At 63.2% G+C, this 16,566-nt stretch carries 12 protein-coding genes; 8 read left to right on the top strand and 4 right to left on the bottom strand.

Going from position 1 to position 16,566, the window contains the following annotated elements:
• Positions 1-70: 70 nt before the first annotated feature.
• Positions 71-850: an SDR family oxidoreductase gene (locus tag LB559_RS00915; RefSeq protein ID WP_224672870.1), complete on the bottom strand. Its 780-nt coding sequence runs from the start codon at positions 848-850 to the stop codon at positions 71-73.
• A gap of 118 nt (positions 851-968) precedes the next feature.
• Between LB559_RS00915 and LB559_RS00910 the strand changes: the two genes are divergently transcribed.
• The gene (locus LB559_RS00910; protein WP_027161490.1) at positions 969-1,784 is read left to right on the top strand and encodes a UDP-2,3-diacylglucosamine diphosphatase; all 816 of its coding nucleotides are present in this window, start codon (positions 969-971) and stop codon (positions 1,782-1,784) included.
• A gap of 124 nt (positions 1,785-1,908) precedes the next feature.
• The gene (locus tag LB559_RS00905; protein WP_224672869.1) at positions 1,909-3,123 is read left to right on the top strand and encodes an MFS transporter; all 1,215 of its coding nucleotides are present in this window, start codon (positions 1,909-1,911) and stop codon (positions 3,121-3,123) included.
• Here LB559_RS00905 and dgcA read toward each other — a convergent pair.
• The gene (gene dgcA / locus LB559_RS00900) at positions 3,094-4,077 is read right to left on the bottom strand and encodes an N-acetyl-D-Glu racemase DgcA (RefSeq protein WP_027161492.1); all 984 of its coding nucleotides are present in this window, start codon (positions 4,075-4,077) and stop codon (positions 3,094-3,096) included. The genes LB559_RS00905 and dgcA overlap by 30 nt on opposite strands.
• A gap of 76 nt (positions 4,078-4,153) precedes the next feature.
• Here dgcA and LB559_RS00895 point away from each other — a divergent pair, with 76 nt between their 5' ends.
• The 4 genes from LB559_RS00895 (at position 4,154) to LB559_RS00880 (ending at position 8,240) form a co-directional block, all read left to right on the top strand.
• Positions 4,154-5,341 (top strand): MlaE family ABC transporter permease, encoded by a 1,188-nt coding sequence (locus LB559_RS00895; RefSeq protein ID WP_063167913.1) that lies wholly within the window; start codon positions 4,154-4,156, stop codon positions 5,339-5,341.
• A 1-nt stretch (position 5,342) separates the two neighbouring features.
• Positions 5,343-6,164 carry an ABC transporter ATP-binding protein gene (locus LB559_RS00890; RefSeq protein WP_013531884.1) on the top strand — a complete coding sequence of 274 codons (822 nt, stop codon included), beginning with the start codon at positions 5,343-5,345 and terminating at the stop codon, positions 6,162-6,164.
• Between the two features lie 14 nt (positions 6,165-6,178).
• Positions 6,179-7,552 carry an MCE family protein gene (locus tag LB559_RS00885; RefSeq protein ID WP_063172061.1) on the top strand — a complete coding sequence of 458 codons (1,374 nt, stop codon included), beginning with the start codon at positions 6,179-6,181 and terminating at the stop codon, positions 7,550-7,552.
• A 79-nt stretch (positions 7,553-7,631) separates the two neighbouring features.
• On the top strand, positions 7,632-8,240 hold the full coding sequence (locus LB559_RS00880; protein WP_407067818.1) for an ABC-type transport auxiliary lipoprotein family protein: 609 nt from the start codon (positions 7,632-7,634) through the stop codon (positions 8,238-8,240).
• A 52-nt stretch (positions 8,241-8,292) separates the two neighbouring features.
• Here the strand turns inward: LB559_RS00880 and LB559_RS00875 are convergent, their stop codons facing one another.
• On the bottom strand, positions 8,293-8,907 hold the full coding sequence (locus LB559_RS00875) for a 3'-5' exonuclease (protein WP_224672868.1): 615 nt from the start codon (positions 8,905-8,907) through the stop codon (positions 8,293-8,295).
• Positions 8,908-9,092: 185 nt separating this feature from the next.
• The gene (locus tag LB559_RS00870; protein ID WP_224672867.1) at positions 9,093-15,398 is read right to left on the bottom strand and encodes a kinesin; all 6,306 of its coding nucleotides are present in this window, start codon (positions 15,396-15,398) and stop codon (positions 9,093-9,095) included.
• A 272-nt stretch (positions 15,399-15,670) separates the two neighbouring features.
• Here LB559_RS00870 and LB559_RS00865 point away from each other — a divergent pair, with 272 nt between their 5' ends.
• Positions 15,671-16,039, top strand: coding sequence for an Hpt domain-containing protein (locus tag LB559_RS00865; protein WP_023813039.1), 369 nt, complete (start codon positions 15,671-15,673; stop codon positions 16,037-16,039).
• A gap of 111 nt (positions 16,040-16,150) precedes the next feature.
• Positions 16,151-16,471, top strand: a complete 321-nt coding sequence (locus LB559_RS00860; RefSeq protein ID WP_013531878.1) for a 2Fe-2S iron-sulfur cluster-binding protein — start codon at positions 16,151-16,153, stop codon at positions 16,469-16,471.
• Positions 16,472-16,566 lie beyond the last annotated feature (95 nt).

Below are 16,566 nucleotides of genomic sequence, written 5' to 3'. Positions count from 1 at the left end.
AGTCTTGAACAATCAAATACTTATAACGATTGTCTGACGGACGGCTCCGACCGTTTCACGGATAAGTTGATCAAAAGGCGCTGACGTAAAGACCACCATCGACCGGTATGTTCTGCCCGGTCAGATAGCCGGCATGGACCGAGCACAGGAAGGCGCAGATCTGGCCGAATTCCTCCGGCGTGCCGAGCCGCTTGGCCGGAACATCGGCGCTGATGCGGGTCTTGCGCGCGGCTGCGGCCTGAGGGCTTTCGACTGTGCCGGCCTCATGCGGGCCGCGCAGCCGGTCGGTGTCGAGCTTGCCCGGCAGAAGGCTGTTGATGGTGACGTTGCGGTCGACAACCGTTCTGGCCACGCCGGCAAGGAATGAGGTCAGGCCGGCACGCGCGCCGGACGACAGGTCGAGGCCGGGAATGGGCACATAGACCGACAGCGAGGTGATGTTGACGATGCGACCGAAGCCGCGCGCCGCCATGCCGTCCAGCACGGCCTGCACGAGCTCGATCGGAGTCACCATGTTCTGGGTAACGCCTTCGAGGATCTTTTCGCGATCGAGCGTGCGGAAGTCGCGAAGCGGCGGTCCGCCATTGTTGTTGACCAGGATGTCCGGCTCGGGGCAAGCCACGAGCAGCGCCTTCTGCACCTCCGGCTTCGAGACGTCGCCGACGACTTCCGTCACCGTGACGCCATAGCGCTCGCGCAACTCAGCGGCGGTTTTCGCCACCAGCTCCGCATTGCGTCCGTTGACGACAATGTCGCAGCCGGCTTCCGCCAGCGCCATGGCGCAACCGCGCCCAAGTCCCTTGCTCGAAGCGCAGACGATGGCCTTCTTTCCGCGGATACCGAGATCCATGACGATTTCTCCTGTGATTTGGCCGGCAAGCTAGTCCTTCGGCTGGACCAATCGCAACCGTCATACGATTGTTGCATGAATCGGGGCATAGGCTCGCGAAAGCAACGGTGAAATCGCGATGTCCGGCCAAGAGCCCCGCACTTTCCGCAGCATGTTCATTTCCGACGTCCATCTGGGCTCGAAGGCGGCCAAGGCCGAGTTCCTGATCGATTTCCTTCGATATCACGATGCCGATATCATCTATTTGGTGGGTGACATCGTTGATGGCTGGCGGCTGCGACGGAGCTGGCATTGGCCGCAAAGCCATAATGACGTCGTGCAGAAACTGCTGCGCAAGGCGCGCAAGGGCGCCACCATCACCTACATCGCCGGCAACCATGACGAGTTCGCCCGCCAGTTCCAGGGCGTGCATTTCGGCGGCATCGTCGTTGCCGATCGCGCCATCCACGAAACCGCCGACGGCAAGCGGCTGCTCGTCATCCATGGCGACCAGTTCGACACCGTGGTCCACAATGCGCGCTGGCTCGCCTATCTCGGTGACCACGCCTATGACGCGGCCATGCTGGTCAACCGCGTGGTGACGCGGCTGCGCCAACTGCTCGGCCTGCCTTATTGGTCGTTTTCGTCCTGGGCCAAGCACAACGTCAAGAAGGCGGTGAACTTCATCGGCTCGTTCCAGACCATGCTTGCGGACGAGGCGCGCCGCTCACATGTCGATGGCGTCATCTGCGGCCACATCCATCATGCCGTCATCGAAAATTTTGGCGATGTCCAGTACATCAACACCGGCGACTGGGTGGAAAGTTGTACGGCTGTGGTCGAGCATTTTGACGGCCGCATGGAAATCCTGACCTGGGCGCAGGTGCTGCCCGAGGCGCCGGACGAGCCCTTTATCCCGCTGCTCATCGAGGACCGGGTAGGGCAGGCGGCCTAGTCCGAAGTCCTTTCGGGCTTCGGAATCAATCAATTAGTCCAACCGGTTTCGTCCGGTTTTCGTCCATGTTAAGGGATCGATACGCGTTGCCCTCCGGTCGAATACAGCGCGATTGGATCGATTCATGTCCCTGCCGCAGCTCTCGCCCGAACAACTCGTCAAGCCGCGCCATTTCGAACTGCGCATGAGCCTGATCTTCGCGACGCTTTTCGTGCCGCTCGGAACGCACTTGCCGTATTTTCCGCTGTGGCTGCAGGCCAAGGGTTTTCATCCCGAGCAGATCGCGGTCATTCTGGCGGCGCCGATGTTCCTGCGCGTGGTGACGACGCCGCTGCTGACCGCGCTGGCCGACCGTGCCAGGGACCGCGCCGATGTCTATGTCGCGCTGATGGCTGCGTCGCTGCTTTTGTCGGCAGGTTATTTCCTGACACCCACCTATGCGATGGTGCTGGCGGTCTCGCTGGCGCTGACCATCGTCTGGACGCCGCATTCGCCGATCGCCGATTCGCTGGCTCTTTCGGGTGTCCGCCGCTTCGGTTCGAACTACACAAGCATGCGCAAATGGGGCTCGATTTCCTATTTGTTCGCCAATATCGCCGGCGGCTTCATTCTGTCGGTAACCGGTTCACAAGCCGTTCCGGTTATCATTCTGGTGGCGTTTGCCGCCGCCCTTGCCGCTGGCCTGCTGGCGCCGCGCCTTGGCCGTCCGCGGCGCGCCTCGCCGCTGTCGGCCACCGACATCCAGCATTCAGCGCCGAAGCTTCTCAACCCGTATTTCCTGTATTTTTCCACGGGCGTCGGCGTCATCACCGCCAGCCACGCATTCCTCTACGGTTTCGTCTCCATCTACTGGAAGTCGATCGGCCTCGGTGATTCGGTAGTCGGTCTCTTATGGGCTTGGGGCGTGGTGTCGGAAGTCTGCATGTTCATGATGTTCACCCGCTTTTTCGACCGGTTCTCCGTCGTGTCGGTCATGGTGATGGCCGGAATCGGCTCCATCGTGCGCTGGATCGCCTTTCCGCTGGTCTGGCCGCTCGGCCTCGGCATTCCCGGCTTCTTCGCTGTCCAATCGCTGCACTCGGTCTCGGTGGCGCTGGGGCTGATCGGGCTGCAGAAGATGATCGGCGAAACGATCTCCGAGGAGCGGACAGGTGCCGCGCAAGGCATCGCCTATTTCTCCAACGGCTTCTTCATGGCGGTGGTGACGCTAGCGTCCGGCCCGCTCTACGACCGTCTCGGTGTCGACGGCTTCTTTGCCATGATCCCGATTGCGTTGATCGGACTGGCGCTGATCGGCCTTGCTGCGCGCTCAGCCCCAGAGCGCCGTATCGGGCGGTGACACCAGCGATCCCTGGTAGACAAGGCCCGGTACCCGGTCGCGGGCAAGCAGCAGCGGACCGTCGAGGTCGACGAAATCGGCATGCTGGGCAAGCAGCACCGCTGGCGCCATCGCCAATGAGGTGCCGACCATGCAGCCGACCATCACGCCGAAACCGAGTTCGCGGGCGCGATCGCGCAGCACCAGTGCCGCCGTCAGGCCGCCCGACTTGTCGAGCTTGATGTTGACGGCATCGTAAAGACCGACAAGCGCTTCGAGATTCTTAGCCTCGTGCACGCTTTCATCGGCGCAGATCGGCACCGGATGGGCGATATGGCGCAGGATCTCGTCATGACCGGCCGGCAGCGGCTGTTCGATCAGCGCGATGCTTTGTTCGGCGGCAAAGGCGAGGTTCGCAACGATGTTGTCGTCGCTCCAGCCCTCATTGGCGTCGAGGATGATGCGGCTGTCTGGCGCTGCCTGCCTGACCGCCCGGATGCGGGCAATGTCGTTGTCGCCGCCGATCTTGACCTTGAGCAGCGGCCGCGCCGCATTGGCGCGGGCCTGCGCCGCCATCGCCTCCGGCTCGCCCAGCGACAGCGTGTAGGCGGTTTCGAGCGCCTGCAAGGGAACAGCACCTATCGCAACCGCCACCGATGTTCCGCTGAGCTTCGCCTCCAGATCCCATAGGGCGCAGTCTATGGCGTTGCGGGCGGCTCCGGCCGGCATGGCATCGAGCAAGGCGCTGCGGCTGATGCCATCGGCGATCCGGCCGCGCATGGCGTCGATCGCCTCGCGCACGCCCTCAATCGTCTCGCCATAGCGCTTGTAGGGGACGCATTCGCCGCGGCCGAAATGGCCGCCGTCGCTGATCGTGCAGGAGATCACTTCGGCTTCGGTCTTGGAACCGCGCGAAATGGTGAAGGTTCCGGCGATGGGAAAACGCTCGGCCTCGACCGAAATGACACGCGCCATATTTTTCTGCTCCTGCTGTGCGACAAGCGTTGTCGGCAAATCGACAGGTCAGACCCGTCAGGCTAAACAGGACGCCATGTTGACCATCGGCAAGCGCGACGCAAGCGGCACGACCGCAGGGGAGGCTGACCACGAACCGCGCGTGGCGATCGGCGAGGAGGACGGCGTTCTTGGCTGCGCTTTCTCCGGAATCTGGACGACACGGACCGTTGCACTCGTCGACGCCGACATGCGCAAGATCGAAAAGCGAAGCGGCTTCAAAATCTTGGCGCTCGATGTTTCCAAGATCGAGAAGATGGACACTGCCGGCGCCTGGCTGATCGACCGGCTGGTCAGCGCCTTCGAGAAGAAGGGTGTCGAAATCCAGATGCAAGGCCAGAGCGAGATCGCTTCGATCCTGCTCGAAGCTGTCGGCGAGGCCGTGCGGCGCGAACCCGAATCCGGCCCGGTGCGACCGCCCAACATCGTCATTCGCGCGCTGGAGGCGGTTGGCCGCCGGGTCTACGAGATGCGCGACGATTTTCTGGCCTCGATGAACATCCTCGGCGCCACCATCCGTGGCGCGCAGATGAAGCTCGGCCGTGGCCATGCCGTCAACCCGGCGGCGATTTTCAACCAGATCGACCGTATGGGCGTCGGCGCCATTCCGGTGGTGGTGCTGATGTCGGCGATCGTCGGCGCCATCGTCGCCCAGCAGGGCGCCTATCAGCTCAGCTATTTCGGCGCCGATATCTTCGTCGTCGACCTCGTCGGCGTGCTGATCCTGCGCGAACTCGGCGTGCTGATGACGGCGATCATGATCGCCGGCCGCTCCGGCAGCGCGATCACCGCCGAGATCGGCTCGATGAAGATGCGCGAGGAGGTCGACGCGCTGAAGGTCATCGGACTTAACCCGATCGGCGTCCTGGTCTTTCCGCGCCTTGTGGCGCTGGTCATCGCCTTGCCGTGCCTGACCATCATCGCCAATTTCGCCGCACTCGGCGGCGGCATCCTGGCTGCCTGGCTCTATTCCGACATTCCACCCGCCGCCTTCATCGACCGGCTGCGTGTCGCCATCGATCTCAGCACCATCTTTGCGGGCCTGATCAAGGCGCCGTTCATGGCCATGATCATCGGCACGATTGCCTCGGTCGAAGGCATGAAGGTCGGCGGCAGCGCCGAATCGCTCGGCCAGCACGTCACCGCCTCTGTGGTGAAGTCGATCTTCGTCGTCATCATCCTCGACGGGCTTTTTGCCATGTTCTACGCAGCGATCGAGTTCTGAGATGAAGCTGCGAAACAGGAAAAGGGCGGGTGCATTGGCGGATGACGCGGGCGAGGGCGATATCGTGCTTTCCGCGCACGACATCAGCGTTTCCTTTGCCGACAAGCTTATCCTCGACAGACTGTCGCTCGACATAAGGCGCGGCGAAATCCTTGGATTTGTCGGCGCCTCGGGTGCTGGCAAATCCGTTCTGCTGCGCACCATTCTCGGCCTGACACGCAAGCAGTCGGGCACCATCAAGCTGTTCGGCGTCGATATCGAGAAAGCTGATGATGCCGAGCGTCTGCGCATCGACATGCGGCTTGGCGTGCTGTTCCAGCACGGCGCCCTGTTCTCGGCGCTGACGGTGCTGGAAAACGTCCAGGTGCCGATGCGCGAATATCTCGACCTGCCGCGAAAGCTGATGGACGAACTGGCGATGCTCAAGATCGAGCTGGTCGGGCTGCCGCCCGACGCGGCGCAGAAATTCCCATCCGAACTGTCCGGCGGCATGATCAAGCGCGCCGCACTGGCGCGGGCGCTGGCGCTCGATCCCGACATCGTCTTCCTCGACGAGCCGACATCGGGTCTCGATCCGATCAGCGCGGCGGAGTTCGACGAGCTGGTGGTCAAGCTGCGCGATACGATGGATCTGACCGTCTACATGGTGACGCATGATCTCGACACGCTGTTCACCGCTTGCGACCGGGTGGCCGTGCTCGGCAAGAAGAAAGTGCTGGTCGAAGGCACCATCGACGACATGCTGAAGAGCGAGGAACCGTGGGTAAAATCCTATTTCCGCGGAAAACGCGCCCGGCAACTTGATCTTGCGGCGCGCGCATAGCCATAAGTGGGACAATGGAAACCAGAGCCAACTACGTCATTGTCGGCATCTTCACGCTGGCCGCGATCCTGGCGGCGTTTGCCTTCGTCTACTGGACGGCGGCGATCGGCGACAAGGGCGAGACGACGTTGCTGCGCGTGCGCATTCCGGGCTCGGCCTCCGGGCTTGGCCGCGGAAGTTTCGTGCTGTTCAACGGCGTCAAGGTCGGCGACGTCAAGCGCGTCTATATCGATGTCGACAATCCGACTGTTGCCATCGCCGATACCGAGATCGACCGCATGACGCCGATCACCAAATCGACGCAAGCCGATATCGGGCTTGCCGGTCTGACCGGGCAGGCCAACATCGAGCTCAAGGGCGCCGATCCCAAGGAGGTAAAGCTCCTCGACCAAGCGGAAAAGGAAGGCAAGGTCGCCGAGATCGTCGCCAACCCGTCGGCGGTGACCAACCTCTTGCAGACGGCGCAGAATATCTTCACCCGCGCCGACAAGGTGCTGACCGAGCTCGAAGGCTTCACTAAGGACGTTCGCGGGCCGCTGACGCAGACCGTCCAGAACGTCCAGACCTTCTCCGATGCGCTGGCCAAGAATTCGGACGGCATCGACAAGTTCCTGTCCGCCGCCAGCACGCTGGCCGATGAGCTGAAAGGCGTTTCCGGCAAACTCGACGGCACGCTGAAGGCGGCCGAAGGCCTTCTCAACGCGGTCGACAAGGACAAGATCAAGAGCATCGTCGCCAATGTCGACGCAGTAACCGGTAACCTCAAGCAGACGTCGAAGCAGCTCGACGGCGTGATCAAGAACGTCGATACAGCCGTGGGGTCGGTCAACGACTTCGCCAAACGGACGCAAGGCACGCTGGCCAAGGTCGACAACGTGCTCGACGGTATCGATCCCGCACAAGTGCGCTCGGCGCTCGCCAACATCCAAAAGGCCAGCGAGAGCGCCGACAAGGCCGCCGCCGACATCGCGGAGGTGACCCACAAGTTCGCCAACCGGGCCGACGACATCGACCAGACGATCAAGGACGCAAAGCAGCTCGCGCAACGGCTCAACGATGCCTCGGTGCGGGTCGATGGCATTCTAGCCAAGGTCGATACCTTGCTCGGGTCGGGGCAGGCCGACGGCGTGATGGCGGATGCGAGGGCGACGCTGAAGTCGTTCAAGCAGGTTGCCGACACGCTGAATTCGCGCCTTGGCGTCATCACCGACAATCTGGCGCGATTCTCGGGCCAGGGGCTTTCGAACGTCGAAGCGCTGGTGCAGGACAGCCGCCGTTCGATCAGCCGCATCGAGGAGGCGGTAACCGATCTCAGCCGCAATCCGCAGCGCATCCTGTCGGGTGGCGACGGCGAGGTTCGGCAATTCGATGGCAGGGCGCGGCGTTGACTTCGGCGTCGGCGCGCCCCAGAAACATGAGCCGCGAAAGCGGGTCGATCTTACGATCCGGGGACAACGGGGATCGCGCGTGAAGTCTGTGTGGGTGAAAACGGGCGGGTTGACATCGGCTGCGGCACTGCTTGCTTTGACGCTGGCCGGCTGTGCGGCGTTGGGCGGCAAGCCCGCGCCGCTCGATACGTTCGAGCTGTCGGCGCCGTCGGTCGACGCGCATGGCCACAGCCGCCGCCAGATCCTGATCGCGCAGCCGTCGGCGCTCAAGGCGCTGGACAGCCAGAACATCGTCATCAAACCGTCGGATCGTTCGATCCAGTATCTCAAGGGCGCGCAATGGGCCGACCGGCTGCCGCTGATCGTGCAGGCGCGGCTGGCCGAGACCTTCCAGCGCTCGGGCAGCTTTGCCGGCGTCGGCAAGCCGGGCGAGGGCCTGGCGATCGACTATCAGGTGATCGTCGAGATCCGCTCATTCGAGGTTCGGGTCGACGGCGGCGAACATGCCGAGGTCGATCTGTTCGTGCGGATCCTGAACGATCGCAACGGCGAGGTCCGTGCTTCCAAGAGCTTCACCGCAGCCGCACCCGTCTCGGGCAGCGGCAATCCTGCTTATGTCAGCGCACTCGACAAGGCGTTCGGCGACGCCGCCGGGCAGATCGTGCGCTGGACGGATTCGGTGATCTGAGCGCGACGCGCGCCGGAATCCCACCAGGCTTCATCCCACCAGGCTTCTCTACCTACAAGTGGTCGAAGATCTCCGGCCGGAGCTTTCCGGTCTTCATCAGGTGCTGCAGGGTGTAGGTCACGGACAGCGCGTCATCGAGCGCATCGTGCCCCTGCAATGGCGGGTGCTTGACGCCGTAGTAATCCGCAAGCTTGTTGCTCGGCGTTCTCGCCAGATCCTCGATCGGCATTCCGGCTGCGATCAGCAGCTTGACGGCGTTGTCAAACCGGGTGGCCGGGATCGAAGGCTGAATGCCCGCGATATAGCAGCTGATGGCGATCATGTTCAATTCGTCCTTGCCCCAGGACCAGAATCGCGCCCCTTCGGAAAAACGATCGATGTCGGCGAGGGCATCCCCTAGTGCCACCCCTTTTGTCTCCAAATCTTCCTCGGTGATGCCGGTCAGTTTGGTGAAGAATGGGTCCAGGGCGTATCTCTGACCAAACCGGTCGACCGGTCTGATATAGGCCTTGTGTGTTCCGAGCAGGGGGAAGTCGCCTTCAAGTCCAAGCCTGACGGCGCCGATCTGTGCGATCACCGGGTCGGGATCGTAGGCCGCGCACCAGAATCTGCGTTGCGAGCCCTCCAGGCAAAGAAACTCGCAGTCGAATATGATTGCCGTCTTCACGATCACACCCTGCGAGCGTCAGGGCAGCGGTACTGTGGATGAATTATAGCGCTGTCGGGAGATCGACTTAGGGCGGATTCCGAAGGCATCGATAGTCTCACAAGACCTGTTGCGGGCAGGTTCAACGCGTGCCGGACGTTAGAGCTGGCACAGGCGGACCATGGCCCGCCTGTTCAATTCCCGTCTTAGTGCAGGCGGCCGCTCGCATGCGCCAGCATGGTGTAGACCTTGCCGGTGTCCGACGTCAGGTAGGTCTGCGCCATGATGTTGTCGCGGTCGTTGCGCGAGACATCCTTGAGCAGCTTCTCGAAATCGTCGCAGTAGCGGTCGACGGCGGCGCGGAACTCGGCCTCGGCCTGATACTTGCGACGGATCTCGTCGAACGTCTGCTGACCCTTCAGCGTGTAGAGCCGCCTTGTGAACACGTCACGCTCGCCGCGCCGGTAGCGGTTCCACAGCTCGATCGAGGCATCGTGGTCGATGGCCCGCGCGATATCGACGGAGAGCGAGTTCAGCGATTCGACGACATGCAGGGGCGAGCGCTGGGCAGGCGTAGCGCGGGGCGCTTCCGCAGCCGCTGGGGGAGCTGCCGACCTGAGGTCCTCCTCGTTCGATGCCGCGGTCAGCAGATCGCGTACCCAGCCACCCTGCGGCGTGCGGGCGCTGGCATCGCCGCGCGGACGCGGTGCCGCCTCGGTCGGACGGTCAAGGTCGAGCGTGCCGCGCAATGCAGGGCCGCCCAAGGGCGCCTGAGGCGTGCGCAGGTCCGGCTGCGGTGCCGGTGCTCGGCGCGGCGGCTCGGCAGCGCGTGCGGCCGGCGCTTGCGGCGCCGGACGCAGGTTGCGTGGCTCGGACCCTTCACCGCCGCGGCCGGACTTGGCCACGATGTCCGAAAGCTCCTTCAGGGCGTTGATCTGCTCGGAAACGGCGCGGCGGATGGCCGAAGTCGATTCCTTGGCCTCTTCCGGCATTTCGATGACGCCCTTCTTGAGCTCGGCGCGGGTCAGGTCGAGCTCGCTCTTGATCGAACCCGCGGTGCGCCGCATCTCCTCGGTCGCATCGGCAAAGCGCTTGGTTGCCGAGTCGACGACGTCGGTGATGGCGTTGCGGATCTTGTCGGCCGACTCCATCGTCTTGCCTTCGGCGTTCTGCAGCGTCTGGCCGACGAGATTTTCGAACGAGCGCATGACCCTTTCGAGATCTTCCGACTTCTTGACCAGGCCGACGGCGAGGTCTTCGAGCGACGACTGCCGTTCGAGCGTGTGCTCGAGGTTGCTCTGGGCCGAGCTCAACAGGTCCGAAGCACTGGACAGCAGGCGGCTGTGCTCGTCGAACTTGGTGGCAATCGACGCGACCTCGCGCAAGGTGGACGACGACAGTTCCGTCAGCCTTGTCGTGTTCGAATCGACCAGACGTGCCGAGCTGGCAAAGGTCTGCGCGGCCTTCTCGGTGGTGGCGGCGAAGCTTTGCGTGCTGCCGCTCAGGCGTTCATCGACCTGGCCGAGATTGACCGCGGCCTGCTCGATCAACTGACCGAGCTGCGAACTGGACTTGGTCATCCGGCCGATGAGGTCGGCGACGCTGTCGGACAGCGACGAGCGGGCGCCCTCGACCGCCGACAAGGTTTCGGCGGTGCGGTTGGCGAGCGCGTCGACAAGTGCGGCATTCTCGCTGCGCAGCTTCTCGGTGGCGCGTTCTGTGACCTCTTCCATGCTCTTTTGCAGGTCCGAGCCGCCCTGGGCGAAGCGCTCGACCAAAGGCCGTGCGGTTTCGTCGAGGATCTTCGACATTTCGGCCGAACGCGCCGCGAGCATGGTGTTGAGTTCGCGGGTGTTGGCGCCGATCGTCTTGGCGGCATCGTTGGTGCTCTGGCCGATATGCTGGCCAACCGCGGTGAAGGTCTCGGCGATCACATTGGCGCGCGAGACGAGTTGCGCCTCGGCGTTCGACACCTGCTCGTTGAGCTTCTGGCCCATCGTCTCGGCCGTAAAGGCGAGGCGGTTCTCGACGCCCGAGATCTGCTCTTCGACACGGGCTGCCGCGGCCGCCGCGCTCGAGGCGAGACGCTCGTCGGCGCCGGCAAGCGCCTGCTCGATTTCGCGGGCATGCACGGCCATTTCCTGGCCGGTCCGCCTTGCGCGTTCGGCAACCCGTTGCTCGGTATCGGCAAAGGCACCGACGATCGTCTCGGCATGCTCGCCGATCGTGGTGGTGCTGCTGGCGATGCGCGACACCAGCCGCTGATCCGCGTCGTCGAAGATACGGCCGATTTCCGAGGCGCGGCTCGACAGCGCTTCCGAACCCTCGGCGATGCGCGAGACGAGCTGCTGGTCGGCGGCATCGAAGATGCGGCCAAGGTCCGATGCGCGTGCGGCAAGCGCTTCGGCCGATTCGCCAATCCGCATGCCGAGCCGCTGGTCGGCGCCTTCGAAGTTGCGCAGGATGTCGCCGGCGCGCGCGGCCAGCGACTGGGCCGTTTCGATGGCGCGGGCGACCAGCTTCTGGTCGGCGGCATCGAACGTGCCAGCAATTTCGCTTGCACGAGCTGCCAGATGGTCGGCGGTGTCCTGAGCCCGGGCGGTCAGCTGATCTGCGGTTTCCTGGGCGCGGGCGGCGAGCTTCTGGTCTGCCGCTTCGAAGGTGCCGGCGATCTGATTTGCGCGAGCGGCCAGCTGATCGGCGGTTTCATGGGCACGGGCCAGCAGCGAGCTGGACGTGTCGTCCGCGCGGGCAAGCAAGGCGTTCGACGTATCTTCTGCACGGGCGTGCAGGCGACGGTCGGCCTCCTCGAAGGTGCGGGCGATGTCTTCGGCCCGCGCCAGCAGGGCGGCGGAGGTCTGCTCGGCGCGCTCGGCGATCTTGCGGTCGGCGTCGCTGAACGCGGCACCGGCCTGCTCGTGCAGGGTGCTGGTGACTTCCAGCACCTTTTCGCGCAGGGCGCCGGCGACAAACACGGCGCTCTTCTCGAGCACGGCGCGGACGTTGTCGACGCCTGTCGAGAGCGCACGTTCCATGGTGCCGGCGCGCTCCTCGATGATGCCGGTCTGGCGACTGAACGCCTGCTCGATCTTCTCGACATCGGCAGCGATCGCGTCGGAAATGCCGGTGCTTCTGGCAGCGATCTGGTCGATATGGCCCGACAGCGAGCGGTCAACGTCCTTGCGGGTCTCGGCGAGCTTGCCGAGATCGTCTTCCAGCGCGCGGGTCAGCATATTGCGGCCTTCGGACAGCTTGCCGACATGTCCGGCGATGACGTCGTCGATGTCGCTGCGGCTTTCGGTCAGCTTCTGCAGGTCGGCTTCGAGGGCGCGTTTGAGAATGTCGCGGCCCTCGGCCAGCTTCTCGACCTGGCCGGCAACCAGACCGTCGATGCTGGAGCGGCTTTCGGCCAGCTTGGCGAGATCGGCTTCCAGCGCGCGCTTGAGAACATCGCGACCTTCGGCGAGTTTCTCGACCTGGCCGGCGACCAGACCGTCGATGCTTGAGCGGCTCTCGGCCAGTTTGGCAAGATCGTCCTCGAGCGCCTTGGACAGGGTCGAGCGCTCCTGGACAAGCCTTTCCGCGTGGCTGTTGACGAGGCCACCGACGTTTTCGAGGTCGGCTTCAAGCGCTTTCGACAGCGTCGAACGATCCTGGACGAGCCTTTCGGAATGGCTGTTGACCAAGCCATTGACGCTTTCGAGGTCAGCCTCGAGTGCCCGGGCGAACTGTGCCCGGTCATCGACCAGTTTCTGCGACTGGTCGGCAATGGTCCCCTTGATCGCGTTGAGGTCGGATTCCAGAGCGCGCCGCAGGATATCTCGGCCCTCGGACAACTTCTCGACCTGACCCGCAACCAACCCGTCGATGCTGGAACGGCTGTCGGCCAGCTTGGCGAGGTCGTCCTCAAGGGCCCTGGACAGGGCGGAGCGGTCTTGGACAAGCTTGTTCATGTGATCGGCGATGACGCTGTTCACATTCTGCAGGTCGGCTTCCAGGACCCGGGAAAGCTGACCGCGATCCTCGGCCAGCTTTTCCGACTGGCTTGAGATAACGCCCTTGATCGTGTTCAGGTCGGATTCCAGCGCGCGCTTGAGAATGTCGCGGCCTTCCGCCAGCTTCTCGACCTGACCGGCGACCAGACCGTCGATGCTCGAACGGCTTTCGGCCAGCTTGGCAAGGTCGGCTTCAAGGGTCTGCGACAGCAGGCTGCGGTCCTCGGCCAACCGTCCCGAATGGCTTTCGATCAGGCCGCGTATGCCGGACAGATCATTGTCGAGCGAATGGGAAAGCTGCGTGCGGTCTTCCGCCAGTTTGGCGGAATGGGTTTCGATGAGGCTCTTGATGCCGACGATGTCGTTTTCCAACGCCTTGGCGAGCACGGCGCGGCCTTCGGCGATTTTTTCCACCTGACCGGCGACCAGACCGTCGATGTCGGCCCGGCTGTCGGACAGTTTTCCGAGATCGGCTTCCAAAGCGCGCGACAGAATGTTGCGGCCCTCGGCGAGTTTTCCGACATGTCCGGCGACCATTTCATCAATGATCGTACGAGCTTGCACCAGCTTCCCGGAGTCTTCATTCAAGGCAATAGAGAGCCTGTTGCGACCTTCTTCCAGCCTTTCGAGATGGCTGCCGAGCGATGCATCGATGGCCGCCCGCGATTCATTGACCTTGCGCAGATCCTCTTCGAGAGCGCGCGAGATCAGGCTGCGGCCTTCGGCCAGCTTCTGCACCTGGTTGGTTACTGCCGCATCGATGCCGGCGCGGCCCTCGGCGAACTTCGCCAGGTCGGCCTCCATGGCCGCGGCCATGCGCTCGCGGCTTTCGGACAGTTTCCTGCTGTGGTTCTCGACAGCTTCCTCGATGCCGACGCGGGCGTCGGCGAGCCGCTGGATGTCACTGTCGAACGAACGCGACACGACGTGACGGGCGGCTTCCATGCGTCCGGCGAAGTCGCTGGCGCGGGCTTCGAGCATAGAGGAGGTCGAAGTGACGATGTCGGCCATGTCGGCGCCGATCTGGGTCTTGCCCTGATCGATCATCGCCGACAGCGTGTCCTTGCTCTCGGCGAAGGTGTGCGCGATTTCGCGGGCGCGCTCGACCAGCGTTTCATTGATCTGGCGGGCGCGGGCCTCGAGTGCCGCATTGAGCTTCTGCGTTCCGGTGTCGAGCGCCTCGGCGCGGGTCTGGAACTCGCTGATCAGCGCCTGGCCGCGTTCGGCGAGCGTCCGCTCGATGCCGTTGAGGCTGGCCTCGAATTCGGAATTGAGGGTGCGCGCGGCGCCGCCAAGCAGCGACACCATGCCGGTGGTGCGATCGTCGAGCAGATCGGTCAACGACCGCGTCAGTCCGTCCGTGGTGTCCGTCAGCTTGGCAATGCGGGTGTCGAGAAGGCTGGCGAAGGCCTCGCCCGAGGTCGACAGACGGTCGGTGATCGAATCGAGCCGGCCTTCGACGGAATCGAAGATCGACATCGAGCTTTCGTTGATGCGGTCGATCAGCGTGTCGCCGGAATTGGTGATCGTCATCGACAATTTGGTCGATGCATTGAGGATCGAGTCGCGAATGATGTCGGAAGCCGCGCCGATCTCGTCCTTCAGCGTCTCATGCGCACCGGTAATCGAGGCGCGGACGCGCTCGGCATGGGTGACGACGGCTTCGCGCTCGCTGCCGAGCCCGTCGACCAGCGAGCGGATGCGGGATTCATTCTCGGAATAGGAGCGTTCGATCTGGTTGACTTCGCTGTGGACAAGCGTTTCCAGTTCGACGGCGCGGGCAAGCGTGCGTTCGATGCCTTCGCCCATCGCCGCGACCTCGCGACGAACGGCCTGGCCGATCATCATGACGCGATCCTGGGCAAGGTTTTCCGGCTCGGTCAGGCGGAAGGCCACTTCGGTCATCGACTGTGCGGCGATGCGCATTTCCTGGGCGCGGCGAATCATGGCGGCGAAGGCCCAGAACAGGATGACGGGCACGATGGCCGCGACGGCGAGGCCGATCAGTTCCGGACGGGCAAGGAACTGGTCGAGCGTACGGATTCTCCAGATGCTCGGTCCGAAAAGCAGATTGGCCAAACCACCGGCACCGGCGAACCAGGCGAGCGAAACGAAGGCGACGACCCAGTAAATGGTGTTCGAGGCACGCCTGTTGAGGCTGTGCAGGAGCGTCTTGTAATCCTTCTGGCGATCGTCATTGGCCGGCGCGAAACCTGCGGGCTGGGCGCCATTGCGCGGTTCCACGGGGCGCAATTCGGCAGGTTTGGCCTTGGGCGCGGGTTTCGCGGCGTGGTTTTGGTTGACCACCGGCTCCGGGTTCTGTTCCGGCTTATGATTGCGTCCCTCGCGCGCCAGCTCGTCGGCCGCCTGGGATATCTGCGCTTCAAGATCCTCCATCGAAGCCGCGATATCGAGGTCGCCGCTGCCGATCTCATTGCTGAGGTCGAGATCGAGCGCCTTTTCCAGTTCCCTGGCCACTTCGCTGTCGAGAGTTCTCGTCGTCGGTTTCTTTGCCATGCCTTCGCTACCCTGTACTAGCTGCCGCGGGCTTATAATTCTGTTTGTCTTGCCCCGCGCAGGAGGCTGAAAATGGACCCCTCGTATCGTAATGACACAGGGGGGTAAAGAAAACATGCATTCCGCGGGATACGTAAAACTTTAAATATAAGGTTAACGGAACTGTGATTTGGACGCCGCTTTGGCAACATTTTTCCGGGCCATTCATTAACCCGTTGTCCATTGGATTCGCCTAGGTTTTTGGGCGAGTCGAAGAAACGGAGTTCGAGTTCATGCGTGGCGAAAGCGGCATCGCCTTCTCAATGCCCGGGGGAGATGTATCCGGACCAAGACGGTCACGGCCGGTCGATTTGGCACACCTTGCCCGCCAGACAATGGGTGACCGCAGCCTTGAGCAAGAGGTTCTGGCGCTATTTGTACAGCAGGCGCTGTCCGTGCGCGACAGAATAGTCGACGCCGATATCAAGGACCGGCTTCTGCTCGCCCATGGATTAAAGGGTTCGGCACGGGGCGTGGGCGCCTTTGCCATCGCCGATTGCGCCACCGAGATCGAGCACCGGCCGGAAGACGGCCAGACGCTCAAGCGGCTTGGTACGCTGATCGACGAAGTGCGCGATTTCATCGCCGCCATCAACCGCTGAATCCGCGCCGAATCCGATTTGCGGAAAAACGTCATCGGGCGGCGCTTTCATGCGGCAGTTGACTTGTCAGCCGGAGTGATTATCTCGGCTGCAACTCCCTTCAGGTGACAAATGACCAAGCTGACTTTCATTGCCCATGACGGCACGCATTTCGACATGGACGCCGAGAACGGCTCTACGGTCATGGAGAACGCGATCCGCAACGCCGTGCCCGGGATCGAAGCCGAATGCGGCGGTGCCTGCGCCTGTGCCACCTGTCACGTCTATGTCGACGAAGCCTGGACGGCTGAAGTCGGCGAGCCGGAAGCGATGGAAGAGGACATGCTGGACTTCGCCTACGACGTCCAGCCCAACTCGCGCCTGTCATGCCAGATCAAGGTCCGCGATGCGCTTGACGGCTTGGTCGTGCGGGTGCCTGCCCGCCAGGGATAAGCGCAACCTTTTTGCCAACTGATTTTTCCCGCTGTGGCTTGGCAGCGGGGCGATGGTCATGCAGTGTCCTGCTGTTTCACCACAGCGCCGCGCGT

This window comes from Mesorhizobium sp. BR1-1-3 (genome assembly GCF_020165455.1).
Classification (GTDB): domain Bacteria; phylum Pseudomonadota; class Alphaproteobacteria; order Rhizobiales; family Rhizobiaceae; genus Mesorhizobium; species Mesorhizobium ciceri.
This window is presented reverse-complemented; position numbering and strand designations above follow the sequence as displayed.